This window comes from Allobosea sp. (assembly GCF_017308015.1).
In the GTDB taxonomy this organism is placed as follows: Bacteria; Pseudomonadota; Alphaproteobacteria; order Rhizobiales; family Beijerinckiaceae; genus Allobosea.
Genome location: NZ_JAFKFW010000007.1, coordinates 90,915 through 116,361, shown reverse-complemented (window position 1 = coordinate 116,361; position 25,447 = coordinate 90,915). Strand labels below are relative to the sequence as shown.

Below are 25,447 nucleotides of genomic sequence, written 5' to 3'. Positions count from 1 at the left end.
TCAGAGCAATCCGACCTGATGGAATTTCGAAGCCACGATCTCCTTGTCGAACGGCTTCATGATGTATTCGTCGGCACCAGCATGCATGGCGCGGGCGATGTGGGCGATATCGTTCTCGGTGGTGCAGAACACGACCTTGGGACGCTTGCCGCCCGGCATCTGGCGCAGCGTTCGCAGGAATTCGTAGCCGTCCATGATCGGCATGTTCCAGTCGAGCAGGACGGCGTCCGGCATCTCGCCCTTGCAGGCGTCGATGGCGCGCGCGCCGTCCTCTGCCTCGGCAATGCGGAACTGCAGTCCTTCGAGAATGCGGCGGGCCACCTTTCGGATCACCGCTGAGTCGTCGACGACGAGGCAGTATTTCATGGTGAGGTCTCCAGAATGGTGGCGCTGCTGTCAGGCCGCGCTGCGAAGGTCGAGGTCGAGGACGGCGTCGAGGTCGAGGACGACGAGCAATTCGTCGTCCAGGCGATGAATGCCCGTCGCCAGCGCCGCCCAGACGCGATCGAGATGAACCGGAAGCGGCTCGAAGGTGGACCGGTCGAGCCGGATGACCTCGCCGACCGCGTCGACGATGAGTGCATAGGCCTCGCCGCCATGGTCGATGCCGATTGCCGTCAATTCGTGGCGGCCCTGGCTGTCTAGCCTGAGCTCGACCGGGCGCCCGAGCCGCTTGCGCAGGCAGATCGCGGTGACGATGCGGCCGCGCAAGTTGATCAGGCCGACGATTTCGTCGGGCGCGTGCGGCACGATCGTGATGTGGTTGGCGATGAAGACATCCTGGACGCGGCCGATTGGCAGGCCGAGGAGCTGTTCGCCGACGCGGATCGTCACATAGTCGAGCGAGTCGCCGAAACCGGACGCAGCCGCGGCAGGAGCCTGTGGTTCGCTCGGCATCATGCGGCATGCCTCAGATCGGCGCCCGCCGTGTTGAGTTCGCTGAGCAGGGCACGGCGGTCGAATTTCGCGATGACGTCGTCGAGGCCGGCCTGGACCGCCCGCATGTGCAGGTCGGGGGTGGCGCAGGTTGTGAGGCCGAGAATGCGCAGGCGCTCGCCCCCGGCGCGTTCGCGCAGCAGGGCAGCGAAGGCAAAGGCGGTATCGGCGTCGCGGTCGAGGTCGAGCAATGCGGTCAGGATCGGTTCGCCTGCCGTCGTCAGGGCCGCCTCGCTGAAGTCGGCGATCGGCGCGATGATCCGGCCGGAAGCCCTCAGTACCGGAGTCAGCATGTCGCGCAGGAAGTCGGATGGCTCGACCAGCAGAATCCGGCCGGGAAGCGCGGCGTTGCGCCCGGCCGCAAACCAGCCGGGCTCGTTCAGCGGCAGGTAGTGGGCGAGATCGAGGATGTCCGTGGCGCGGCCACGGATCATGGCGGAGCCGATGATGCCGCGCGCGTCGGCCGACGCTATCTCCAGCTCGAAGGTTTCCTCGACGATGTCGACGATCGCCTCGACGGCGAGCGCCACGGTGAGATCGCCGTTCGAGACGATGACGAGCGGCTGGATGCCCTCGGAGCGCAGTTGCGTGTCCGCCACCGGTGTCACCGGGACCAGGCGCTCGCGATAATGCAGCAGCGTCCTGCCGCCGCTGCGCTGGAACTCGCCGGCCTCGATCTCCTCGAGCCGCGTCACGAGCGACAGGGGAAGGGCCTGAAGGCTGCCCGTGCCGGCCCTGAAGACGAGCATGGTCATCCGCTCGCCGCGATGCGCCTCCGCCGTCTCCTCGTGCGATTCCTCCTTCGTGTCCTCGGACGTCGTCGCGCCGACCAGGCGGGCGACGCCGTTGGGATCGACGATGAGGACGACGGTGCCGTCGCCCAGGATGGTGTTGCCCGAGAACAGGTGGATGTGACGAAGCTTGCTCGACATCGGCTTCACCACGATTTCCTCGGTATGGAAGACGCTGTCGACGAGGATACCGAATTGCCGCTCGCCGATCTGGGTGACGACGATGAAGCCTTCGCCGTCCGTGCGCCTGGCCTGCTGCTTGCCGGGGCTGGCCATCAGCCCCGGCAGCGAGACGATCGGCAGCAGGCGCCCGCGCAGCCGCAGCACCGGAGCGCCGTTGATCTCTTCGATGCGGTTGTCGTCGCCGGCCTTGGCTCGCACCAGCTCGCGCACCGCGATCTGGGGGATGGCGTACCGGTCCTCGCCGGCGACCACGATCAGCGCGGAGATGATGGCGAGCGTGAGCGGGATCTTGATGGTGATGGTCGTGCCGAGACCCGGGCGGCTGGCGATATCGACCGTGCCGCCGATCGAATCGACATTGGCCTTGACGACATCCATGCCGACGCCGCGGCCAGAGACCGCGGTGACGCTGTCGGCGGTGGAGAAGCCGGCATGGAAGATGAAGCGGCCGATCTGCGCGTCGCTGAGCTTGTCGAGTTCGGCCTCGGTCGCGAGCCCCTTGGCGACGGCCTTGCTGCGGATACGCTCGATATCGAGGCCGCGGCCGTCATCGGCGATGGAGATCGTGACCGAGCCGCCCTCGTGATAGGCGGCTAGCCGGATCGTGCCGTGCTCGGGCTTGCCGGCCTCGCGCCGGTCTGCCGGCAACTCGATCGCATGGTCGGCGCAGTTGCGGACCATGTGGATCAGCGGGTCCTTGATCAGGTCGAGGATCTGCCGGTCGAGTTCGGTCTCGGCGCCGTCGGTCAGAAGCTCGATGCGCTTACCCAGTTCCGCGCTCAGGTCGCGCACGATGCGCGGCAGCTTCGACCAGGCGTTGCCGACCGGCTGCATCCGCGTCTTCATCACGCCGTCCTGGAGTTCGGCGGTGATCAGCGACAGGCGCTGCAGCGGGGCCTTGAGCCCGGCATCCTCCTGCCGCCGCGCGACCTCGAGGAGCTGGTTGCGGGTCAGCACGAGCTCCGAGACCATGGTCATCAGATGCTCGATCGTGTCGACATTGACGCGCAGGGTGACCGGGCCGCCGCCGCGGGACGGGTTTTGCGAATCCTCGGCGGGGGCGGGGGCCTCGCTGCCTTCGATGCGGCCATCGCGCCCGCGCTGCGGGCCGGGGGCACTGCGGAAGACGATGTCTTCGGCGCTGGCCGGGGCGTGGGCGGGCTGGCCGTGGCGCGCGAGATAGGCGGCGACGGGGTCGAGCGACGATTCAGCAGGAGGCTGCTGCTTGAGCTCACCTTTGGCGTGCTCGGCCAGAGCGAGCAGTTCCCCGATCAGCGTCTCGTCATTACCTTCGGGCTCCTGCCCCTTCTCGGCCAGCTCGGCCAGAATGTCCTTGATCCGGTCGATCGTCTCCAGGATCGCTGTGACGGCTATGGGCTTGACGGTGGCGCCGTCACGGAATTGCCCGATCACCGACTCGGCGGCATGCGTAAGCGCTTCCAGCCGCGGCAGGCCGATGAAGCCGCAGGTGCCCTTGACCGTGTGGACCAGCCTGAAGATGTTCCGCAGGATGTCCCGGTCGTTGGGATCCTGTTCAAAGCGAACGAGTTCCCGGTCGACCGTGTCGAGATTCTCGCCGGTCTCCGTCAGGAACTCTTGCAGCAGCTCGTCCATGCAGGAACTTCACTCAACGCGGAACGCTGCAGGAATTAAAGCAGCAGAACGGTTTATGATCGGTTGAGATCGCATCTCGACCGGTAACCACCGTTCGGGCCGTTGTGGTTCAGCTTGTCCTGGCTGCCTTGATCGTCACCGTATCGCCGTCGATGGCGAAGGCGATGTCCATCCCGGCGGCGCGAGCGACCATGCCTGTATAGAGCGGCTGGACGGCATGGGCGTCGATCGTACCTGTCTCCGAGCGACCGGCCAGGAGTTCCTCGACATGCGCGGGGATCCGGGCATGCGAGCCGGTCGCGGTGATCTCGAACGTGCCTTGCTCACCCTCGACCGTGGCGCGCGAGACCAGCTTGCCGCCGCGCGGCACGGCCTGCGTCGCGATCACCAGCAGGTTGAGCAGCAGCTTGACCTGATTCTTCGGAAGCAGCGCGCGCGGAGCCTCCCAGTCGAGCGAGAGCTTCTCGTCGTTGAGGAAGCCGTTCGCGACATTGCCGGCATCGCCGAGATCGATCATCGCACCGGCGGAGCCGGCCGCACCGAAGGCGAGGCGGGCGAATTGCAGGCGGGCGGAAGCGGCCCGCGCGCTCTTCTTGATCAGTTCCAGCGCGAAATCGCGCATCGACGGATCGTCCTCCTCCAGAACCTCGAGAGCGTTGACAATCGCTCCGACCGGGCTGATCACGTCGTGGCAGACCCGGCTGCAAAGAAGCGCGGCCAGATCGAGCGGCTCGAGCGAGATGTCGGTCATGGGGGCGAGGTCCTGGGAAACGGGGATGCGCCGGATTGAGGCGTCGTTGCCGCTTGATATGCTGCCATCTTGGTTTTCATGTGGTTAATCGCCATATCGGGCGATTGCGAGAAGGAAGGGCCGCGATGATCGGCCATGACGATCCCCGCCTGCGCGATCGCGAGGGGCTGGGATGTAAACTTGCTGAAGCAGCCGCGATCAGCGCCGCCGTCCTGCTGGCGAAGCGGGCCGCGCGTGATGTCACGCTCAAGAGCGACGGTTCGCCGGTTTGTTCAGCCGATCTCGCGGCCGACCGTGCCGCCAAGGAAGCACTGGCGCGTCTGCTGCCCGGCTTTGCGATCGTCAGCGAGGAAACGGCTCAGGATGCCGCGCCTGGCGCCATCTTCATTCTGCTCGATCCGCTCGACGGTACGCGCGAGTTTCTCGCCGGCGGCGACAGCTATTGCGTCGCGATCGCGGTCGTCTGCGACGGTCGGCCGATCGCGGGCGCGATCGCGGCTCCGGCCACGGGGCGGCTCTGGTTCTCGGGCACTCATGCCTATGAACAGGACTTCGCCCCGGATGGAGCCCTTCTCGGCGAGGCGCGGCGAACGGGCGTCCGGGACCTGCCGGGCGAGGGGCCGGTCGCGCTGGTCAGCCGTTTCCATGGCGACCGGCGCAGCGACGGCATCGCCGCGGCGATGTGCTGCAGCAGGGGCATCCCGGTCTCGTCGGCGGTGAAGTTCGGCATGATCGCCTCGGGCGAGGCCGATCTGCATGTCCGCTGCGGCCAGACGATGGAATGGGACATCGCGGCGGGCGATGCCATCCTATCGGCGGCAGGCGGGATCGTGCTGACCCTGGACGGCGCCTTGCCCGACTATGGCCGCAGCGAGCGCCAGTTCCGCAACCCGCCCTTCGTGGCGGCATCGAGCGAAGCTTTGGCGCGGCGGGCCATCGCCGGGGATTGCGGCGGCTGAGCCGCCGCCGGTCAGCGGGCCACGAAGCGCAGAACCGTGCTCCAGCGACGTTCGGCCTGGGCCAGCAATCCGGTTTCCCGCAGGAAGCGCTGGCGGTTGTCGGCGGAGCGGAACAGGAACAGCCGCGAGCCGACCACCGCGAACAGGCTGGGGTCGCTATCGACCGCAACGCCATTGGCGATGCCGGTCGGGTCGAAGCCGCCGAAGGCTGGCATGTAGATTTCCGGAGCGTCGCGAAAGGCTTCGAGATTGGCCTGCGAGGCGAAGCGCCAGACGAAGCGATCCTGGATCAGTTCATGCTCGGCGCGCCCTGCCACGGGGTGCGTGCCGAGCCGATAGGAAACCGGGTCGAAGCCGTTGATCGCGAGGCCAGTGTGAAGATCGCGCTGCATCACTTCGCCGAGCGAGGGCATGTCCGGCAAGGCCGGAAGGCGGGCGGGCACCGCCGCCTCGGGCGCGGCCGGCGGGGTGCTCGCCAGGGCCGTCTGTCCGATCGGCGAGAGCGAGACGAAGCCCGCGGCGAGCGAGATCCAGCGCTGCCTTGTTGCGGCCTTCATCGCATCAAATCCTCTTGGAAGGTCCTGTCCCGGGCCGAACGGCTCTCCGGAATCTTCACGCCTTGGATAGATTTGCGGCGTATCAAATCCGTTACCGAATTGATTCGCATTCGCCGAGCATCGTGTTTCGACGCTCGGTCGGGCGGCGGATGGCCCAGGATCGGCCCGCCCCCCGGCCCGTCTCGTACCCATCCCGGGCCGGCTGCCGCGCAGCCGCGACCGGTTCCGGCCGGACGGACGATCGAACCGCCCCGGCGCTCTGCCTCGTCTGGCGCCCTGCCTGGAGATGTCGCTGATGACCCAGACCCGCCGCAACCTGATTACCGGCGGTCTCGCCGTGGCCGGCGCGAGCCTGAGCGGAATGCCGCTCTCCGCGCAGGCTCAGAACTACCAGAACCAGCAGTCGTTCAGCCAGAACGAGCTCGTCGGCTCCGGGCACAAGTTCTTCGGCAACGTGTCGCGCGGCCTTGCGCTGGCGATCGAGGAAGCGGTCCGCCGTTGGGGTGAGCCGAACGGCTATGTCCTCGGCCAGGAAGCCTCCGGCGCCTTCGTCGGCGGCCTGCGCTACGGCGAAGGCCAGCTCTACACGCGCAATGCCGGCGACCGCCGCGTATTCTGGCAAGGGCCTTCGATCGGCTTCGACTTCGGCGGCGAGGGCGCCCGCACGATGATGCTCGTCTACAATCTGCCGATGGTCGATGCGCTCTACCAGCGCTTCGCCGGCATAGACGGCTCGGCCTATTTCATCGGCGGCTTCGGCTTTACCGCGCTGACGGCCGAGGGCATCACGGTGGTGCCGATCCGCACCGGCGTCGGCTGGCGTCTCGGCGTCAATCTCGGCTATCTCAAGTTCACGCCGCAGGCGACCTGGAATCCGTTCTAGTTTGGGCCGTCGCTTGCCAGGGGGCCGCCGCCGTCACGTTCGGGCGACGATCTCTGGTCATGACGCCGCCGCCATGGCAGGTTCGATCTCAGCCCATAGTCCGGAGTTCTGAGACTTGATCGAAGCCGCCATGCTGTTTGCGCTCGGCTTCCTCTGCGCCGCCTTGCTGGCCATTGCAGCCGTGCCGGCGCTGGCGCGGCGGGCCGACCGGTTGGCGCGCAAGCGAGCCGCGGCTGCATTCCCGCTGTCACTCGCTGAAATCGCCGCCGATCGCGACCATCTGCGCGCCGAACTCGCGTTGCGCATGCGCTCAGTCGAGCAGGAGGCGGAGCGCGGCTTCGCTGCCAAGGCCGGCGCGATGCAGGAACTCGGCCGGCGCGACATGACGATCGGCCGGTTGGAACGCGAGCTCGGCGAACGCGACATCCGGATCGGCAAACTCGAGGACGATCTGGCGAAGACGCGCAGCGAGTTCGCCGACACGCAGGCTGCATTGGCGGGCGAGCGAGCCGGTCATGGCGAAACCGCTGCGACGCTGGCGCAAAGGATCGCCGATCTCGCCAGCCTCGAACGCAATCTGGAAGAGACGCGTGCGGCCCTGTCGGGTACCGGTGCCGACCTGGTGGTGCGCAGCGGCGAACTGGAGCGCGAGCGCGAGACCGTCGGGCGGATCGAGACCCTGTTGGCGGAACGCGAGCGCGAACTGGCCGAGACCCGGAACACTGCCGAAAAGCTGCGGGTCGCACAGGTCGAGGATGGAACCCGCATCATGGTGCTGCAAACCAAAGGCGACGAGCTTGCCGGCAAGCTCGCGACAGCCGAGGAACGTCTGACCCATAGCGAAGCGGCGCTTCGTGCGATGACGGGCGAGCGTGATGGCGAGCGGGTGCGGGCCGATGCCTTCGATGCGCGGGCCGCACAGGCAGAGGTCGGGCTCGCAGCGGCCGATGCCCGCGCCGGCACGGCGGGCGTGGCGGCACAGCAGTTCGAAACGCAGCTCCGGCGGGAAATGGCGGAACATACCGCGACGCAGGAGGCGCTGGGAGCGCTCGAGCAGGCGCTGGCTACCGCGAAAAGCGATCAGGAGGCCGCCATGCAGAGGAACCGAGAGGAAGTCACGAGCTTGCAGAACGCCGAGAACGAGCGCGAAGGTCAGATCGCGACGCTGCGGGCCGAACTTCAGACACTACAGGGCGCTTTGACACAGGCGAGGACCGATCGAAGCCAGCTCATGGGCGAGATTTCGGCCCTGCGCAGGGGATCCGAAAGCACGGGCGCCCATCAGGCGGCCCTGCGACAGGAGATCGTAAAGCTGGCGGACCGGCTGATCAGCGCGGCTCCGAAGCGGGAAGCGGCGGAGTAGGCGTAGCCTTCGGATCGCCATCGCCAGCGTTGCCGATCTTTCAGGGAAACTCGGCGTCATCCCGGGCTCGACCCGGGACCCATTCCTGAGTGCTTTCGATCGAGGTCCAGGCGTGGAATCCGAATCCTCGCTCCATCCAGGATGACTGTGTTTTCCGAAATCCATCGCGCGTGCTCCGTCGCGGATTTCACTTTGCCAATCGATGCTCTAGGAAGGCCGTGTTCCCCGGCGTTCCGCGCCATCTGAATGGTTTGAAACGTGACTGACAGCCGCTTCGATCTGCTTTGCCTGGGCGAACCGCTCGGCGAATTCAATGCGACCCGCGCCGAGAGCGGCGCCTTCCTGTTCGGCCATGGCGGCGACACCTCGAACTGCGCGGTCGCGGCGGCGCGCCAGGGCATGTCTGTCGGCTATCTCGGCGCGCTCGGCGATGACAACGCCGGCCATTCGATCCGCGGACTGTGGAAACGCGAAGGCATCGACGACAGGCATGTCGCGACCCATCCGAGCGCGCCGACGGGGCTCTATTTCGTCGATCACGGCCCCTCCGGCCATGTCTTCTCCTATTTGCGTGCCGGCTCGGCCGCGAGCCTCTACGATTCGCGCGACCTGCCGCGCGATCTGATCCGCTCCGCCCGGATCATCCAGGCCTCCGGCATCAGCCAGGCGATCTCGGCCAGCGCCTGCGACGCGGTGTTCGACGCGTTCGATACCGCCCGCAAGGCCGGCGTTCTGACCGCCTACGACACCAACCTGCGCCTGAAGCTCTGGCCGCTGACGCGCGCCAGGGCCATCATCCATGCCGCCTGCGCCATGGCCGACATCATCCTGCCCGGCTTCGACGACGCAACGCAGCTCACGGGGCTCAGCAACCCCGATGCCATTGCCGATTTCTATCTCGGGCTCGGTGCGCGGGTGGTCGCGCTGACGCTCGGTCATGAAGGCTCGCTGGTGGCGACGCCGGTCCGGCGCGAACGTTTCCGGCCGATCAAGGTCGATGCGATCGACGCGACCGGTGCGGGCGATTGCTATGATGGCGCCTTCCTCGCCGAATACCTGCGCACGGGTGACGCTTTCGCCGCCGGCGCCTATGCCAATGTCGCAGCGGCCTTGTCGACGCAGGGCTATGGCGCGGTGGCCCCGCTGCCGCGCCGCGCCGATGTCGAGGCGCGCATTGCCACGGAGGCGCGTTCCTGATGAGCGTTCAGGTTCTGAAGCGCGCGGGCGATCTCCTCGCCCGCTACGATGTGTTGATCAGCGACGTCTGGGGTGTCGTGCATGACGGGCTTTGGGCGCTGGAGCCGGCCTGCGAGGCCTTGATGGCCTATCGCGAGCGCGGCGGCACCGTGGCGCTGCTCTCGAACGCGCCGGGGCCGTCGCAGCAGGTCGCCGGGCTGCTCGATGCCAAGCGCGTGCCGCGCGAGGCCTGGGACCGGCTGGTCACCTCCGGCGACGTCACGCGCGCGCTGATCGCACAGAGCCACCACAAGCGTGCCTATCATATCGGCTGGCAGAGCGACCGGGCCGTGTTCGACGGGCTCGATGTCGAGCTGGTCGGCGAGGACAAGGCGGATATCGTCGTGGCGACCGAGCTCAACGACTATCGTACCGAGACGCCGGAGCAGTACGGGCCGCTGCTGGAGCGTTTCGTCCGGCGCGGCCTGCCGTTCATTTGCGGCAACCCCGATCTCGTCGTGCATGTCGGCGAGGATCTTTTGCCCTGCGCCGGTGCCCTCGCCACGATCTACGAGGAGCTCGGCGGCTCCGTCGCCTGGGCCGGCAAGCCTTATCGCCCGGCCTATGACCTCGCGCTCGCTGCGGCCGCCGACGCGCGCGGCGGCCGTTCGGTCGATCCCGGCAAGGTGTTGGTGATCGGCGATGCAGTCCGCACGGATCTGGCTGGCGCACGCCTGATGGGCTTCGACAGCCTGTTCATCGCCGGCGGCATCCATCGCGACGAGACGATGCGGGGCGGCGAGGTTGATCCCCCAGGCCTCGCCAAGGTGCTGGACGGTCTTCCCCTCCAGCCGATCGCGGCGATGGGGGCGTTGGCCTGACGGCCGGTGTCAATGCGCGCCGCCGGGCTTGGCGTCGCGCAGGGTCGTCAGCGTCACGACGATGCAGAACAGCATGCCGACGATCGAGAGCACGGCAGCCGCGCGGAAGCCGACCATGAAGGCTTCGCTGGCGCGCGCCAGCATCGGCCCGGCCTGATCGGGCGAGAGCCCGGAGGCCAATGCCAGCGCTCCGCCCAGGGTCGAGCGGGCCGGCGCGAGTGCTTCCGCGCCGATGCCGGGCACGGCGACATCCGCCATGCGATTGCGATAGAGCGCGGCGCCAAGGCTGCCGAGCACGGCGATGCCGAGCGCGCCGCCGAGTTCCACAGCGGTTTCCGACATGGCCGAGGCCGCGCCGGTGCGTTCCGGCGGGGCCGAACCCACGACGATGCCGGTCGTCAGCGTGATCACAGGCGTGAAGCCGATCGAGAACACGACGCCAGCCGCGACGATCTGGATCAGGCTCGGCGCGAAGACGAGCCAGACGAACCCGAGGGCCGAGAGCGCCATGCCTCCCGCCATCAACGTCGCAGGCCTGTAACGCCCCACCAGCGTCGGGGTGACGAAGGAGGCGAGCGTGAAAGCGATGGCCGAGGGCAGGGACCAGAGCCCGGCCTGGAGCGGCGTCAATCCGGCGACGAGCTGGAAATACTGCGCCATGAAGATGAAGCTGCCGAACATAAACAGGATGCCGGCGAGGTTGATCGCCAGCGCGGCCCGGAAGGCGGGTATCCGGAACATGGCGAGATCGACCATCGGATCGGCGAGCCGCTTCTGGCGGCGGATGAAGATCAGGACGAAGGCGAGGCCGATGAGAACAGAGGCGGCGACCGGCCAGTCGAAGCCCTCGGCCGCCCAGTGTTTGATGCCGTAGACGAGTCCCAACACGGCGGCGAGCGAAAGCAGGGCACTCGGGATATCGAGGCGGCCGGCATGCGGCGCGCGGTATTCCGGCAGCAGGAGCGGGCCGATCGCCAGCAGCAACAGCATCGGCGGCACCGCGATGAGAAAGACCGAACCCCACCAGAAGTACTCGATCAGGAAGCCGCCGATGATGGGGCCGACGATGGCGCCCACAGAGAAGCTGGCGATCCACATCGAGATCGCGAAGGTGCGTTCCTTCTCGTCGGTGAACATCACGGTAATCAGCGAGAGCGTCGAGGGGGCCAGCGTCGCGCCCGCGATGCCGAGCACGGCGCGCATCGCGATCAACATCTCCGCGCTGTTCGAGAAGGCGGCGACGGTCGAGGCGACACCGAAGAAGGCGGCACCGATCATCAGTAGGCGACGCCGGCCGATGCGGTCTCCCAGCGTTCCCATTGTCATCAGGAAGCCCGCGACCATGAAGCCGTAAATGTCGATGATCCAGAGGAGCTGGCTCGCGCCCGGCTTCAGCTCGCGGGTCAGCGTGGGCACGGCGAGATTCAGCACCGTCAGATCCATCGAATAGATCATGCAGGGCAGGGCGATCGCGATCAGGCCGAGCCATTCGCGCCGCGTTGCCTTCGTCTCTCCGCCGGTCGAAGCGGGTGCCGCTGTCATGGTCCTCTCGCAAGTCTGGCTATCAGGCGGGCGCTCTCTGCCACGATAGCGCGGCGGAAATTGGCAGGAGAGGCCGTTTTGCACGTTCGGCGGAAGGCTGGCCGCTATCCGGGCTGCGTTGCCGCATTCTTGTGCAGATGCGCGGCGATATCACGCCAGAGGCCCTGCAGCGGGCGGAAGACGAAGCGCACCGTCGATTTTCCGGGCGGCACGATGACGGCCCGGAACAGGACGTTGGCGCGCAGCAATTCGGCGGGCTGGCCGTCGATCTCGACCTGCCACCAGTGGTGCCAGACATCGTTGAGCACGAGATAGCCGCCGCGCGCCGTCTCGGCAGCGAGCGTCACGGTCGTGGTGCCGTAATCGCGGATCGCGACGCTGTCCGGCCCAAGAGGGCCGGTCGGCAACGGCGGGGGATCGCGGTCGAGCAGCACGGTGCGGCGCGGGTCGAAATCATCAGGCCATTCGCCGGTCTTCAGGATGGAGTCGAAATCCGCCTTCCGGGCGTCGGTCACCAGCAGCACGCGCGGGAGGGCGCGCGGGTTCTCGTAGACGAAGGCGTCCCTGGTGCGGGCGATCTGCCGGAGGTCGCCGGGTTTCAGACGCTTGTCGATCTGTTCGACGGGCACGCCGGTGGCGATGAAGCGCAGGCCGAGCATATCGGCGAGCAGGGAGCGGTAACCCGGCATCAGCGGGGAAAAGGTGCGTTGGTCCGGCAGCGCGACATGGTCTCCGGCGCCGGTCGCCTTTGTGTAGAGGCCGAGGCGCAGCGGGTTGTAGCCCAGCGTGTTGTCGAGATCGTGGACGAGGCTGGCGTTCGGCCAGTGGAAGCCGATGGCGGCGAGTTCGATGCGGTCCCTTCGATCGGGCGCCATGGTGCGGGCAGTTTCGCGCTTGAGCAGGGCGATGGTGTCGTTGCTGCTGTCCTTGCGCAGCACGTCATAGGTTTGCGCCGGCAGGGCGGTGGATTCGCTCGGGCCATTATTGACCGAGAGATCCATTGTCAGCGTCGCAGCGAGCACGACGGCTGCGGCCAGGAGGGAGCCGCGCCTTGCGAGCCCGCGTGCGGCAACGAGGCCGCCCAGCGACAGCACGCCGCACAGCGCCGCGATGACGAGCGGCATCGTCGCGACAGGAACGCGGCCCACCGCCCAAGCGAGCCAGAGCGCGAGAGCGAGCGCGGCCGCGAAGATCAGGGCTTCGAGGGCGATCTGCCAGGGCCGCGCCTTGGGAGCGGTGCCGGTCATGACGAGATGGGTGAGGTAGCCGCCGAGCAGCGCGAGCAGGGCACCGAGGATGAAGAGCGCATCGGCCGGGCGGCGGTAGAAGCTGACGCCGGGGAGCTCGAACAGCACGCGGAAGGCCGGTGTGTAGCGGCCGAGCGCGAAGAGCAGGACGGTGATCGCCGCGACCGTGAGCGGGACGATCTCGCGCCGCCAGAGCGCGCCACGGACGAGGCCGATGGTCAGGATCAGGCCCATCGGCAGCAGGCCGAGATAGAGCTGGCTCATGTTGCGGGCGAGGAAGAGGCTTAAGGGGCCGAAGCGCGCTTCCCAGGCGGGGCTCGGCGCGCCCCAGAAATCGGCGAGCGGGCCGGCGGCGCCGTAGAGATTGGCGAAGAGCCCGGTCAGCAGAGCTGCCGGGTGGAGCGAGCCCTTGCCGGCCTCGACGAAATCGATGGCGGGGCGGTTCGATTCCTGTGCGATGAAGGCGGTCAAAAGGATCGGGATCGTCGCGACGAGGATGGCGCCCAACGTGCCGGCGATGAGTGGCGGGAGGCTCGCGCGGAAGGCGCGCCACGGGCTCTGCGCCATCAGGATCGCGGCGATGGTGAGCCCGGCAAGGACATAGACGCCGAGCAGGGCGACCTGATCGCGCCCCAGCACCATGAAGCCGGAAACAATACCGGCGGCGAAACCATAGGCGATGGAGCCGCGCTCCAGCGCTCGCGACAGCAGGACAAGCGTGATCGCGAAATAGCCGAGGCTCAGCACCTGCCCGACATGCTGGATGCGCCAGGCCGCTGCCGCGCCGAAGGCGAAGGAAAGAGCGGCGATCACCGCACCGGCCGGATGCCAGCCGCGATCTCGGAAGATCAGGACGATCGACAGAGCGCCGAGCAGCAGCGTGCCGAGCAGGGCACCGTCGCTCCAGCGGAAGTCGGGAGTCGGGTTCAGCGCGGCAATCAGGGCGAAGGAGGGCGAGAAGATCAGGGATTGCGGGTCCGCGACCTGCGGCGATCCCGAGAAGACATAGGGCGTCCAGAAGGGCGAGAGGCCCTTGTGCCAGGCATCCGCGAGGAACTGGAGCTGGGGATGAAAATGCGCCTTGGCATCCCAGGGGATCGTGAGCGTGCCGGAGAGCCAGGGCCAGGACAAGGCGAGCCAGGCGATGAACACGATCGCGCAGACGCTGGCGAGCGGCCAGCGTGCGGGACTGTCGGGAACAGTGTGTTCGGGCGCGGGCATCAGCCTGGCCTGATTGCGGGCGGGAACGCGGTCAATCCGTCGGGGCGGCGCGCGCCATCAGCGCGTCCATGTCGATGAAATGGCCGGCACGATCGCGCTTGGAAGCGAGATAGCGGACATTATGCGCGTTCGGACGTCCGAGAACGCGCTGCGTCGCCGCGACCTCGAGCCCGGCCGCCTCGATCGCGCCGATCTTCTGCGGGTTGTTGGTCAGGGCTACGACGCTGGAAACGCCGAGCTGCTTCAGCATGGTCGCAGCGAAGTCGAAATGACGCTGGTCGAGATCGAAGCCAAGGACCTCGTCAGCGTCATAGGTGTCCCAGCCCTGGCTTTGCAGCCTGTATGCACGCATCTTGTTGGAGATGCCGTTGCCGCGGCCTTCCTGGTCGAGATAGAGCAGGATGCCGCCCTCGTTCTCGGCCATCCACTGCACGGTCTCGCGCAACTGGTCGCCGCAATCGCATTTCAGCGAGCCGAAAAGATCGCCGGTCAGGCAGGCCGAGTGCAGGCGCACCGCCACGGCAGCCGACAGATCGGGCTTGCCGACGATGATCGCGACCTGATCGCGCAGGCCCTCGCCACCGCGGAAGACGACGAATTCGGTGTCGGGCGCGCCTTCGAGCGGCACGGGCGCGCGGCCGACGATCTTCAGTGTTGCCGCCTGCTCGGTGCGATAGCCGTTCACGGCGTCGATCCCGACGTCGACGAGGGGTTCGTTCGCGACCGCTTCGGCACTCACCGGGACGAGGATCACAGCCGGCAGCACCAGAGACAGGCGGGCGAGTTCCAGCGCGGCTTCATCAAGGGCAGAAGCCGGGGCGACGGGAGCATCCATGCGGCCGTCGCTCTTGAGGGCAAGGGTCTCGATGCGAACGGTATCAATGGTGGGCAACGCGAAAATGCCGGTCTCCAGACGCCCCCTGGCACCGAGACGGCGCAGGCGCGCGGCGCTCAGCACGAGATGTCCGCGCCCCTGAGCCAGCATGTCGAAGCGGCGGGCGAGTTCGGTGTCGGCGAGTTCGGCGGAGAGAGCGAGTGCCAGCAGCTCGCCATCGCGGAGCAGGACCGGGCGGCCGGCGCGAAACTCGGCAATCGCACGTTCGACCTTCACGAGATCCGTCTGGAGGGATGGGCCAAAGAGCGTACGCGACTCAGGCATCGAAAAGTCCGTCAGATTGGGCCGGCGACCGGCCGAGGGGGCATCCAGGGCACCATCGGGTATCGATATAGGGCCTTGCATTGCGCTCTGCCAGCAACGTGGCCGGCGCGGCGCGGGTTCCACGATCAAAACAACGTCAGATGGCATCTGTCGGCAGGCGAAAACGGGAACCTTCGCAGCGTATCGCGATCCTATGGGCGCTCGCGCTTGAACGTGAGATGAATATCGTCCCGGCAGCAGATCAGGAGGCTTTCCGATGCAAGGCGAGATGCCGGCAACCCATGTCTACAGCCCGACTGCCCGCGCGCTGCACTGGGTGACAGTGGCCGCGGTGCTCGTGATGATCCCGGTCGGACTTGCCATGAGCTATCGCGGCAATGTCCTGAATATCTGGGACGAGCTGACGAACGGGCTCTACAGCGCGCACAGGCTCACCGGCTTCCTGCTGCTCTGGCTGATGGCCGGCCGGCTCGCCTATCGCCTGCTGCACGGGGTACCACAGGACGAGCCGACACTGGCCTGGTGGCAGAAGGCCGCTTCGCATCTGGTGCATTGGCTGCTTTACGGCCTGCTGATCGTCGTGCCGTTGCTCGGCTGGATCGGGGTTTCGCTCTTTCCGGCGCTGACGATCTTCGATCTGTTCGATCTGCCGGCATTGACGAAGCCCGACGAGGAGATGGCCAAGCGCGTGCTCGGCATTCACGGCAAGCTCGCTCTGGCGACCGGAGCGCTGGCGTTGATGCATATCGGTGCCGCGCTTCACCACCGCCTGATCCTCAGGGATGGAGTGATGCGGCGCATGCTGCCTTGGGCGAAGTAGGCGCAACCTGCGCCTCGAAGGATGTTCCAGAAGGTTCGGGAGCTTCCTTCGAGACACGCTTCTGTGGAGCGCTCTTCGGGCTGAGCGCCTGATTCTGGAGCGAATGCTCAAATCGGCCGGGCCCAGAGGTCCTGATGGCCGATCATGGCGGACTCGGCTTCGCGGCGTGCCGCGAGCCAATCCGCGATGGCCTTTGGATCGAGACGGCCGGTCTCGCCGACGGCTGCGGCGATGCCTTCGGCCAAGGCTTCCTGCAAAGGGCGCCGCGTGGCGTCGAGGAGCCAGTCGCTGTCGCCGCTCGAAACAGCGAAACCCGACTTGCGGAAGGCTTCCGCCATGACCTTGCAGGCATCGGGGCCGGTGGCGGGGCCAAAACCCTTGTCGCGGTGCTGGTGATCGGTGAAGGCGGCATGGATGCCGGCATCGGCCAGATGCTCAGGCAGCCAGGATTCGCGGCCGTCATGGGTCAGCACGGTGTAGAGCGGCAGGTGCTGGGCCGCCAGTGCCGCGACGAAGCGCTCGATCCAGCGCTTCGAGGCGAGATCGAACAGTGCAGCGGCCGTGACGAGATCCGGCTGCCAGCCCAGAACCCATTCGAGATCGGTGTTCAGGTCGATCTTGCGCGTATCGACGGTGATGGTCTTGCCGTCCTTGGCGAGAACGAGCTCTTCGCCCTGTTCACGGGCCTCGTCTGCCCAGTGCGTCAGGCGTTCGCGGGCGAAGCCGAGAAGCGCGGCGTCATGATCGACGAGCGTCCAGTGCTGGCGGTCCGGCAGGATGGCGTAGGCAGCGCGCAGGTTCGAGCCGGCGCCGCAACCCAGGTCGAGCACCGAGAGCGAAGCCTTGTCGGCGAAATGGCCGCCGACCGCCGCGAGAACCTGCGGATTGCGCGCCGCATGATCCGCCGGCTCGCGCAAGGCGAGCCATTCCGGAGAGAAACCAGCCATTATTCCACCTTTCGGCTGTCGCCGCGCAGGCAAACCTCAGCGACGATGCGCGCGGTCTCGCTCCAGAGCGGCAGATGGCCGGCTGCAGCCCACGCGGCATCGGCACGCTGCCGACGCTCTGCCGGCGCATCAATCAGCCTCGAAAGCGCCTTGGCAAGTGCCGCGACATCGCCGGGCGGCACCTTGAGGGCAGCGCCATCGGGCAGGGCCTCGGCGCCGGCACCACTCAACGTGGTGACGATCGGCAGGCCGCGTGCCAGGGCCTCGGTCAGCACCATGCCGTAGCCTTCATAGAGCGACGACATCACGAAAAGATCCGCTTCGTCATAGAGTTGGGCGAGCGCTTCGGTGCCCGCGGCTCCCGTCAGCGCGATGCGTTCGGAAAGCCCGGCGCGCGCGATCCCCGCGCGCAGCTCCGCTGCGGTAGTCGGCGCGTAATCGGGCGAGCCGACGATGGTCAGTGTCCAGCGGCGGTCCGCGATCCTCGCCAGCGCCTCGACGAGAACGCTGTAGCCTTTGCGGGGAATGAGCGAGCCGACCGCGAGCAGGTGCGCCGTTTTGCCGTGGGTGGAGCCTTTTGCACGGGGCGCCGGGTCGGTGCCGGGTATCGCGACAGCAATCTTGTCGGCAGGGACGCTGAACTCGGCTTCCAGGATGAGCTGTGTCGCGGTGCTGGTCACCGCGACAGCGCGCACATGACGCAGCGCCCGGGCTTCGCTGCGCCGCAGCGCCTCTGCCGTCCCGGGGCTGTGCCCCGTTTCCAGCGCTAGCGGATGATGGACCAGCGCGATCAGCCGGTCGCCGAGCCGCACCGCAAGAGCCTCCGGAAAGGCGCCAAAGGCGAGGCCGTCGATGAGCAGGGCGTGACCGGGGGGCGTTGCGGCGAGTAGACGCTCGGTCGTCGCAAGGTCGGTTCCCGTCGGAAAAGGAAACGAGCCGGGCAGGGCGAGATGGCTGGCCTCTATGCCGGCTTCGCGCCATTCGCGCAGGAGCCGCCGATCATAGCCGTAGCCGCCGGTCGGCGCATCGATGTCGCCGGGGATGGCGAAGCAGATGCCGCTCACGCAAGCGCACCCTCGTAGCTGGCGCGGGCGAGATCGGTCTCGTGAAGGGTTACGCGGATGCGGGCGAGGCTCGTGCCATCCGCTCCGAGCGCGCCGGATTTCGCCGCAACCGCCATGGCATCGAAGATGTGCTTGCAGAGGAATTCGGTGGTGGTCAACACGCCTGCGAATTGCGGGAGCGCGTCGAGATTCTGGTATTTCAACGGCTTCAGGGTCTCGGCGAGGGTCTCGAGCGCCGCGCCGATATCGACGACGACGTTCTGCCTGTTCAGCGCCTCGCGGAAGAAGGCGACGTCCACGACGAAAGTGGCGCCGTGCATGTTCTGCGCCGGACCGAAGAAGGGATCGGGCAGGGAATGTCCGATCATGATGCGGTCGCGGACTTCGACGGAAAACATGCGATCTCCCAAGGGTGGGCTGGCGATGCAGCCGGGTCAGGGCTGCGTTTCATAGCAAATCGCGGCCGTCAGGCCAGCGGCACCCGGCACCAACAAGCCGGGCAGACGCCGCGGCAGGTCCTTGAAGGCGACCTCCCCGGTAATCAACGCATCGAGCCGGTCGTCGGCAAGCAGGGCTATGGCAGCCTGAGCCCGGCGGGCATAGTTCCAACGGGCGCGCCGCGAGGCCGAGACCAGGCCGACCTGCGAGGAAATGAGCTGCAGACGGCGCGCATGGAAGGCGCCGCCGAGCGCGGCGGGAACCGCGCCTTCGCCATACCAGCTCAGCTCGACGATGCGCGCCTCGGTGCCCGCGGCCGCGATGGCGGTTTCGAGACCCGCTGCCGTCGCGCTGGCATGAAAGACAATGTCGGCGTCGTGTGGCACAGCATCGGGCAGCGCGAAGCGAAAGCCCAGCATGGCGGCGAGCTTAGCCCTGCCGGGCTCGATGTCGACGAGTGTGACCTCGGCGCCCGGCAAGCGAGCGGCCAGCCAGGCGACGAGCAGGCCGAGAACACCACCACCCACGATCACGATCTTGTCAGCGGGGCCGGAACCGGCATCCCAATGGGCGTTCAGCGCCGTCTCCAGATTGGCGGCGAGGATGGCGCGCCGGGGCGGCACCGCATCGGGCACGAGAACGAGGCTGCCGCGCGGCGCGACGAAACGGTCCTGATGCGGGTGCAGGCAGAAGGCGATGCGGCCGCGCAGGTCCGGCGGACCAGTGTCGATGCGGCCGACGGCGCAATAGCCGTATTTGACGGGAAACGGGAAGTCGCCCTCCTGAAACGGTGCCCTCATCCGCTTGTATTCGGAGCCAGGCACGCGGCCCTCGCAGACCAGCCGCTCGGTGCCGCGGCTGACGCCGCTCCAGAGCGTCGTCAGCAGGCAGTCGTCCGGCTGCAGGGCAGGCAGGATAGCTTCGTTCAGGTTGCATTCACGAGGCGCTATATACCAAAGCGCAAGAGCCTTGGCCCTTGCGTCAATCACTGTTGCAGGCTTTAGCTCCCGCGCCATTCGCGTCCGATCCCGTCCGTCCGAGCCTGTCTGCCTATCATGACAGAGACCGCCATGAACCAGCGTTCCGCTCCGACCACGTTCCGGCGGACGGCGCAAGAGGCCGGGCCGGGCGGGCTCACGCCGGCCGGACTGCAGGCGGAAACGGTGCTGCGCCGCCGGCGGTTCCTCGTCCTCTTCCTGAATCTCGGAACACTGGCGCTGCTGCTCGCCGGGCTGGCGCACGTGCTCGGCGCGGGTGGCTGGAGCGTCGCGGATATCGCGATCTTCGTTGCTTTCATGTTCGGGGCGCCCTGGACCGTGCTCGGCTTCTGGAACGCCGCGATCGGGCTCTGGCTGCTGCATGGCAAGGCGGATGGGCTGGCCGAGGTCGTGCCCTTCGTCGCTGCCAGCGAGCAGGCGAGGCCGCTGGCCCTGCGTATCGCCGTCCTGATGACGTTGCGCAACGAGGACCCGGCGCGCGCCTTCCGCAGGCTCAAGGTCGTCAAGGACAGTCTCGATGCGGCCGGAGAGGGGGGCTGGTTCGATTATTTCGTTCTCTCCGATACCAACGATCCCGCCATCGCAGCAGCCGAGGAGGAACTGGCCGAAGCCTGGGCGGGCGAGGTCGGCGATCCGGCGCGGTTGATCTACCGCCGCCGCAGCGACAATGCCGGGTTCAAGGCCGGCAATCTCCGCGATTTCTGCGAACGCTGGGGCGAGCGCTATGAATTGATGCTGCCGCTCGATGCCGACAGTGTGATGGCGGGCGAGACGATCCTCGGCATGGCCCGAATGATGCAGGCGCATCCGAAGCTCGGAATCCTGCAAAGTCTGGTGGTCGGCATGCCCAGCCGTTCGGCCTTCGCCCGCATCTTCCAGTTCGGCATGCGCCACGGCATGCGGCCCTACACCATGGGTTCGGCCTGGTGGAGCGGTGATTGTGGGCCGTTCTGGGGACATAACGCGCTGGTGCGGATCGCGCCGTTCCGTGATCACTGCCATCTGCCGGTGCTGCCGGGCGGGCCGCCTCTGGGCGGAGCGGTGATGAGCCACGACCAGGTCGAGGCGACCTTGATGCGCCGGGCAGGCTTCGAGGTGCGCGTGCTGCCGGTCGAGGGCGGAAGCTGGGAAGAGAACCCGCCGACCATGCTGGAATTCGCCAAGCGCGACCTGCGCTGGTGCCTTGGAAATCTGCAATATCTCAAGCTGGTCGACCTGCCCGGCCTCAAACCGATGAGCCGCTTCCAGCTCGTATGGGCGATCCTGATGTTCCTCGGCCTGCCGGCCTGGACGCTGATGATCGCGCTCCTGCCGCTGAAGGCCTTCGAGGATCGGGCGATTGCCGATTATCCGGCTGCGCTTGCCCTCGGGCTCTATCTCCTGTTCCTCGGGATGTATCTCTCGCCCAAGCTCGCAGGCTTTGCCGATATCCTGCTGACGCGAGGCGGGGCCGAGCGTTATGGCGGCAAGGCGCGGTTTCTAGTCTCGGCGGCGGTCGAACTCGCCTTTGCCTTCCTGCAGGGCGCGATTTCAAGTTTTCGCACGACGCTGTTCATGATCGGGCTCGCCTGCGGGCGGGCGAAGATCGGCTGGAACGGGCAGGCGCGCGACGCTCATGCCCTGTCCTTCGCGACGGCTTTCGCGGGCTTGTGGCCGCATCTGCTGTTCGGGGTCTATCTCTTCGCCGCGCTGGGCATGGTGGCGCCGGTGGTTCTGGTCTGGTCGCTGCCATTGACTGCCGGCTATGTGCTGGCGATCCCTTTCGCCATGCTGACGGCGGCGCCGGGCTGCGGGGCCTGGTTGGCGCGGCGCGGGCTCTGCGGCATCCCCGAGGATTTCGACCTGCCGCCGGTGCTTGCCGCCATCCGCGATGCGGAGGCGGCATGAACGCCGTCGCCTATCCCAAGGGAACGGTGAAGGCGCTGTCGCGCTCGCTGCGCATTTATTACGGCGACAAGGAGCGTCATGCGGCGATGGATCGGCTCTATGGGGAGTTCCTGGCGCCCGGAGATCTCGCCTTCGATATCGGCGCCCATGTGGGCGACCGGATTTCATCCTTCCGCCGGCTGGGTGCGCGGGTGGTTGCGCTCGAGCCGCAGCCCGGTCCGGCCCGCGCCATCCGCCTTATCCATCGGCGCGACCCGCTGGTGACGCTGGTCGAGGCCGCTTGCGGCGACCACGAAGGCACGATCGCACTCAGGATCAACAGCGAGAATCCCACGGTCTCGACGGCTTCGGCCGCCTTCATCGGCGCAGCCGCCGGGGCCGATGGCTGGGAAGGGCAAATCTGGGATCACGAGATTGCGGTACCCTGTACCACGCTCGACCGCCTGATCCTGCGCTTCGGATTGCCGAAGCTGCTCAAGATCGATGTCGAGGGCTTCGAGGCGCATGTGCTGGCCGGCCTGACGAGGGCGGTGCCGGTGATCTCCTTCGAGTTCACGACGATCCAGCGCGAGGTTGCCGAAGCCTGCCTTGCCCTGCTCGAGACGCTCGGCCCCTATCGCTTCAATGTCGCGATCGGCGAGAGCCAGAGGCTCGAACTCGGCGAGCCAGCGAGTGCCGAGGCGATGGGCGACTATCTGCGCAGCCTGCCGCATGAGGCCAATTCGGGCGATGTCTACGCCATTCTGACGGCCTGAGCCCCCGGCTAAAGGCCGCCGCCGAGCCAAGCCAAGCCAGGGGCGCGGCGATCGGCAGGCTGAACCAACCGGGATGGCCCTCTCGCAGCAGCGGAGTTTCTTCGGTCGGAACGATGCCGCTGCTGCGCAGTTGCCGGAAGATCAGCCTCTCGCCGACGACCGAATGAACCAGTGCAGTCAACGCCGTCATCTGCCCGGCACCAAGAAGCAGCGGCCGCATCGATCGCCCCATAGGTTGCGGATGTGGGAGCTCGTGCGCCTTCCGTTTGCAGCAGCGCCGGAAGCGGCCTCGTTGCCGCGGCGCGCCATCGAGGCGCCCCACTTTGGTCAGCCGCGGTTCATCCGGCCGCGCTCAAGCTGTTCTCCGAAACTGACATCAAGGATCGTCATGACCCGCTTTCTTCGCCCTCTCGCGGTTTCACTCGCTCTTCTCGCCTCGCTGACGGTTGCGCGGGCGGCAGGCGAGGTTGCCGTCGAGGTGAAGAACGAATCCGAGCCGGTGCTCTGCGCCGAGAAGGACAACGTGACGATCAAGGTGGTTTCGCCCGAGGTGCGGCGCTTCCAGATCGAGGCCGCGCATCCGGCCTATGTCGCCGGGCTCGTGCGCGACAACTGGGACGCCGACTGGACCAATTGCGACATGAAGGGTGATCCGTCCTTCACGCCGCCTTCGCCGCCGCGCCGCGTCACCTTCTACGAATCGATCGACTACTGGCTGGTCGGCTACACCTTCCCGAGCTTCTGGCGCCCGGCCGAGGCGACCTTCCGTGTCGGCGACCGCGTCGAGAAGAACCTGCATCTCGTCCAGCTCTGGAAGCTCGGCAAGGACAAGTCACATGAGGTGCTCGTCGTCTATCCGCAGGACGGCAACTGGCGTGCCCGGCCGCTGCCGCCGGAGCATCTCGGTTTCTCTTCCTACGGTTCCTCCTTCCTGTTCGGGCCGATCGAGCAGGAGGGGCGCCCGGTCGTGAACATCAGGGAGATCGAATTCGAGCCGAAGACGCTGACCTTCAAGCTGAACTTCAAGGACGGCTCCTCCGGCAGCCTGAAACTCGACAGCGTCGATGAGAACCGGATGGTGCTCGATGCCGTGCTCGACCAGCCGGTGACCGGCGGCAAGGGCTTCCTGGCACTGCGCTCGATGTATGTCACCGAGTTCAACAACGACGTCGCCCGCATCGCCCTGCGCGAGCCCGGCGCCAAGGGCTGGCGCGAGGAGGCGCTGATGTCATACCCCGGCGGCAAGGCGACCGATATCTGGATGGGGCGCACGACGCATTCGCGCCACAACACCTCTTCGCCCGACATGGTGTTCCGGCGCTTCTCGACCGATCCGAACCCGCCGCCGAAGTCGGAGAAGAAGTGAGGCCCGGCCGGTCTCAACGGAACGCATTGCCTCCCTGCCGCGTTTGGCCATGACGCGGCGGGCGCATCGGTTTAGCCTGCGGCGACCGATACCGCCCAGCCTGCAGAGAGACCCATGCCGCGTTTCGCCGCCAACCTGTCGATGATGTTCACCGAATGGGAATTCCTCGATCGCTTCAGGGCGGCCAACGAGGCGGGGTTCGAGGCGGTCGAATTTCTGTTTCCCTATGAGCATACGCCCGAGCAGGTCGGGCTGGCCCTGGCGGGCGGCAACCTCACGCAGGCACTCTACAACCTGCCGCCCGGCGATTTCGTCAAGGGCGAGCGCGGTATCGCTTCGCTGGCGGGCCGCGAGGACGAGTTCAGGGCGTCGGTCGATACCGCGCTGGCTTACGTCCACGAAACCGGGGTCAAGCGTCTGCACATGATGGCGGGTCTTGTCGATCCCAATGACCCCGTCGCGCAGAGGACCTATCGGGCCTCGCTGGCCTACGCCGCCGACAAGCTCGGCGAGCACGGCATCGACCTGCTGCTGGAGCCGATCAACGGCAAGGACATGCCGGGCTATTTCCTCAATGATTTCGACCAGGCCGCGGCCTATGTCCGCGAATCCGGCCGGCCGAATGTCCGGCTGCAATTCGACATGTATCATTGCGAGCTGATCCACGGCGACGTACCCGCCAAGCTGAAGGCGCTCTATCCGCTCGTCGGCCATGTCCAGATCGCCCGCGCCAATGGCCGTCACGAGCCCGACACCTCCGGACCGGACTATCCGGTGCTGTTCAATGAGCTCGACGGCCTCGGCTATGACGGTTTCGTCGGTTGCGAGTACCGGCCGGAGGCCGGCACGCTCGAAGGGCTCGGCTGGTTCGCGCCCTGGCGGAAGCCGCTCTGATGCGCCCGCCCTCGATCTCCTATCCCGTGCTCGTCGCCGATATCGGCGGCACCAATTGTCGCCTCTCGCTGGTGAGCGATGCGGAACGCGGGCACCAGCCGCTGGCCCGGATCGGCACGGGCAGTTATCCGACGGCAGAAGCGGCCTTCAGTGCTGTTCTCGCCGATATGCCGGAGAAGCCCCGCTCCGCCGTGCTGGCGGTGGCCGGCCCGCTCGACGGTCGGCAGGCGCAGTTGACAAATGCCGCCTGGCATCTCGACGGGCCGCGGATCGCGGGCGCGCTGGGCTTGACCCAGGGACTGATGGTCAATGATTTCGAGGCGCTCTCCGCCTCGCTCGCGGTCCTGCAGCCCGGTGATCTCACCACACTGGTCGAAGGCGATCCGGAACCTGAGGGCGTGAAGCTGGTGCTCGGACCGGGAACCGGCTTCGGCGCTGCGGCGCTCCTGATGCGGGCAGAGCGCGGCATGCTGATCCCCACCGAATCCGGCCATATCGGCATCGGCCCGGAGGATCAGACGGAGCAGAAAATCTGGCCGGCGCTGAGCGAGGGCATCCCGCGCCTCACCGTCGAGCATCTCCTGAGTGGCGACGGGCTGGTGCGTCTGCACAAGGCGGTGGCCCGGACCTCCGGCATGCTGGAGGCCGAGGTGAGTGCGGCCGATGTCTCCCGTCTCGCGCATGACGGCGACCCGGCGGCGCTCATGGCGGTGGTCTGCTTCTGGCGCCTGTTGGGGCGCGTCGCCGGCGATCTCGCGCTCGTCTTCAAGGCGACGGGCGGCGTCTACATCGCCGGCGGCATCGCGCCGCATCTTCTGCCGCTGGCGGACAAGGCGGCGATTCGCGCGGCCTTCGCCGGCAAGCCGCCGATGGAGGATCTGGCCGAGCGTTTCGCCCTGCATGTCATCACCGCGACGGATGCGGCCGAGCAGGGATTGGCTGCGATCGCCGCCAATCTCCATCGCTTCGGGCTCGACGATCCCAAGCGGCTGTGGTTTGGCTGAGCGGCCTTTCC

General features: G+C 67.1%; 23 protein-coding genes. 11 read left to right on the top strand and 12 right to left on the bottom strand.

The features are described 5' to 3' along the window. From J0I42_RS08390 to chpT, 4 genes are all read right to left on the bottom strand, one after another. Positions 1-366, bottom strand: a complete 366-nt coding sequence (locus J0I42_RS08390) for a response regulator (RefSeq protein ID WP_038359309.1) — start codon at positions 364-366, stop codon at positions 1-3. Between the two features lie 30 nt (positions 367-396). Next, positions 397-900: a chemotaxis protein CheW gene (locus J0I42_RS08385; RefSeq protein WP_291654370.1), complete on the bottom strand. Its 504-nt coding sequence runs from the start codon at positions 898-900 to the stop codon at positions 397-399. Beyond that, entirely contained in the window at positions 897-3,524 is a 2,628-nt protein-coding gene (locus J0I42_RS08380; protein ID WP_291654369.1) for a chemotaxis protein CheW, read from the bottom strand. The genes J0I42_RS08385 and J0I42_RS08380 overlap by 4 nt, the downstream gene beginning before the upstream one ends. A 109-nt stretch (positions 3,525-3,633) precedes the next feature. After that, the gene (gene chpT, locus J0I42_RS08375) at positions 3,634-4,275 is read right to left on the bottom strand and encodes a histidine phosphotransferase ChpT (protein ID WP_291654368.1); all 642 of its coding nucleotides are present in this window, start codon (positions 4,273-4,275) and stop codon (positions 3,634-3,636) included. A gap of 125 nt (positions 4,276-4,400) precedes the next feature. Between chpT and J0I42_RS08370 the strand changes: the two genes are divergently transcribed. Next, positions 4,401-5,234 carry a 3'(2'),5'-bisphosphate nucleotidase CysQ family protein gene (locus tag J0I42_RS08370; RefSeq protein WP_291654367.1) on the top strand — a complete coding sequence of 278 codons (834 nt, stop codon included), beginning with the start codon at positions 4,401-4,403 and terminating at the stop codon, positions 5,232-5,234. An 11-nt stretch (positions 5,235-5,245) separates the two neighbouring features. On the opposite strand, the gene J0I42_RS08365 is transcribed toward J0I42_RS08370, so the two are convergent. Continuing rightward, positions 5,246-5,791, bottom strand: a complete 546-nt coding sequence (locus J0I42_RS08365; RefSeq protein ID WP_291654366.1) for a YHS domain-containing (seleno)protein — start codon at positions 5,789-5,791, stop codon at positions 5,246-5,248. A 295-nt stretch (positions 5,792-6,086) separates the two neighbouring features. On the opposite strand from J0I42_RS08365, the gene J0I42_RS08360 reads away from it, so the two are divergent. The 4 genes from J0I42_RS08360 to J0I42_RS08345 all read left to right on the top strand — a co-directional run bounded on the left by J0I42_RS08360 (position 6,087) and on the right by J0I42_RS08345 (position 10,094). Beyond that, positions 6,087-6,674: a DUF1134 domain-containing protein gene (locus J0I42_RS08360; protein ID WP_465247663.1), complete on the top strand. Its 588-nt coding sequence runs from the start codon at positions 6,087-6,089 to the stop codon at positions 6,672-6,674. Positions 6,675-6,789: 115 nt separating this feature from the next. Further along, the gene (locus tag J0I42_RS08355; protein ID WP_291654365.1) at positions 6,790-8,037 is read left to right on the top strand and encodes a coiled-coil domain-containing protein; all 1,248 of its coding nucleotides are present in this window, start codon (positions 6,790-6,792) and stop codon (positions 8,035-8,037) included. A 258-nt stretch (positions 8,038-8,295) separates the two neighbouring features. Continuing rightward, the gene (locus J0I42_RS08350; RefSeq protein ID WP_291654364.1) at positions 8,296-9,234 is read left to right on the top strand and encodes a sugar kinase; all 939 of its coding nucleotides are present in this window, start codon (positions 8,296-8,298) and stop codon (positions 9,232-9,234) included. After that, complete coding sequence (locus J0I42_RS08345; protein ID WP_291654363.1) at positions 9,234-10,094, top strand: TIGR01459 family HAD-type hydrolase; 861 nt, start codon at positions 9,234-9,236, stop codon at positions 10,092-10,094. Before J0I42_RS08350 ends, J0I42_RS08345 begins: the two co-directional genes overlap by 1 nt. A gap of 9 nt (positions 10,095-10,103) precedes the next feature. Here J0I42_RS08345 and J0I42_RS08340 read toward each other — a convergent pair whose 3' ends face one another. The 3 genes from J0I42_RS08340 to ribA all read right to left on the bottom strand — a co-directional run bounded on the left by J0I42_RS08340 (position 10,104) and on the right by ribA (position 15,263). Then, positions 10,104-11,636 carry an MFS transporter gene (locus tag J0I42_RS08340; RefSeq protein ID WP_291654362.1) on the bottom strand — a complete coding sequence of 511 codons (1,533 nt, stop codon included), beginning with the start codon at positions 11,634-11,636 and terminating at the stop codon, positions 10,104-10,106. 104 nt (positions 11,637-11,740) lie between these two features. Then, complete coding sequence (locus J0I42_RS08335; protein ID WP_291654361.1) at positions 11,741-14,104, bottom strand: glycosyltransferase family protein; 2,364 nt, start codon at positions 14,102-14,104, stop codon at positions 11,741-11,743. 31 nt (positions 14,105-14,135) lie between these two features. After that, on the bottom strand, positions 14,136-15,263 hold the full coding sequence (ribA, locus tag J0I42_RS08330) for a GTP cyclohydrolase II RibA (RefSeq protein WP_291654360.1): 1,128 nt from the start codon (positions 15,261-15,263) through the stop codon (positions 14,136-14,138). Between the two features lie 256 nt (positions 15,264-15,519). On the opposite strand from ribA, the gene J0I42_RS08325 reads away from it, so the two are divergent. Then, positions 15,520-16,083, top strand: a complete 564-nt coding sequence (locus tag J0I42_RS08325) for a cytochrome b (RefSeq protein WP_291654359.1) — start codon at positions 15,520-15,522, stop codon at positions 16,081-16,083. Between the two features lie 107 nt (positions 16,084-16,190). On the opposite strand, the gene J0I42_RS08320 is transcribed toward J0I42_RS08325, so the two are convergent. From J0I42_RS08320 to J0I42_RS08305, 4 genes are read right to left on the bottom strand one after another with little or no spacing between them, the layout of a single operon-like run. After that, complete coding sequence (locus J0I42_RS08320) at positions 16,191-17,030, bottom strand: small ribosomal subunit Rsm22 family protein (RefSeq protein ID WP_291654358.1); 840 nt, start codon at positions 17,028-17,030, stop codon at positions 16,191-16,193. Further along, positions 17,030-18,094 (bottom strand): glycosyltransferase family 4 protein, encoded by a 1,065-nt coding sequence (locus J0I42_RS08315; RefSeq protein ID WP_291654357.1) that lies wholly within the window; start codon positions 18,092-18,094, stop codon positions 17,030-17,032. The genes J0I42_RS08320 and J0I42_RS08315 overlap by 1 nt, the downstream gene beginning before the upstream one ends. After that, complete coding sequence (locus J0I42_RS08310) at positions 18,091-18,492, bottom strand: 6-pyruvoyl trahydropterin synthase family protein (RefSeq protein ID WP_291654356.1); 402 nt, start codon at positions 18,490-18,492, stop codon at positions 18,091-18,093. The genes J0I42_RS08315 and J0I42_RS08310 overlap by 4 nt, the downstream gene beginning before the upstream one ends. Positions 18,493-18,528: 36 nt before the next feature. Continuing rightward, complete coding sequence (locus tag J0I42_RS08305; protein ID WP_465247662.1) at positions 18,529-19,521, bottom strand: zinc-dependent alcohol dehydrogenase; 993 nt, start codon at positions 19,519-19,521, stop codon at positions 18,529-18,531. Between the two features lie 81 nt (positions 19,522-19,602). Between J0I42_RS08305 and mdoH the strand changes: the two genes are divergently transcribed. From mdoH to J0I42_RS08280, 5 genes are all read left to right on the top strand, one after another. Next, the gene (mdoH, locus tag J0I42_RS08300; protein ID WP_291654355.1) at positions 19,603-21,417 is read left to right on the top strand and encodes a glucans biosynthesis glucosyltransferase MdoH; all 1,815 of its coding nucleotides are present in this window, start codon (positions 19,603-19,605) and stop codon (positions 21,415-21,417) included. Next, on the top strand, positions 21,414-22,172 hold the full coding sequence (locus tag J0I42_RS08295; protein ID WP_291654354.1) for an FkbM family methyltransferase: 759 nt from the start codon (positions 21,414-21,416) through the stop codon (positions 22,170-22,172). The genes mdoH and J0I42_RS08295 overlap by 4 nt, the downstream gene beginning before the upstream one ends. A 388-nt stretch (positions 22,173-22,560) precedes the next feature. Next, a complete protein-coding gene (locus J0I42_RS08290; RefSeq protein WP_291654353.1) occupies positions 22,561-23,538 on the top strand; it encodes a hypothetical protein in 978 nt (325 codons plus the stop codon). A 114-nt stretch (positions 23,539-23,652) separates the two neighbouring features. Beyond that, a complete protein-coding gene (gene otnI, locus J0I42_RS08285) occupies positions 23,653-24,432 on the top strand; it encodes a 2-oxo-tetronate isomerase (RefSeq protein ID WP_291654352.1) in 780 nt (259 codons plus the stop codon). Beyond that, positions 24,432-25,436 carry a glucokinase gene (locus J0I42_RS08280; RefSeq protein ID WP_291654351.1) on the top strand — a complete coding sequence of 335 codons (1,005 nt, stop codon included), beginning with the start codon at positions 24,432-24,434 and terminating at the stop codon, positions 25,434-25,436. Before otnI ends, J0I42_RS08280 begins: the two co-directional genes overlap by 1 nt. Positions 25,437-25,447: the final 11 nt, after the last annotated feature.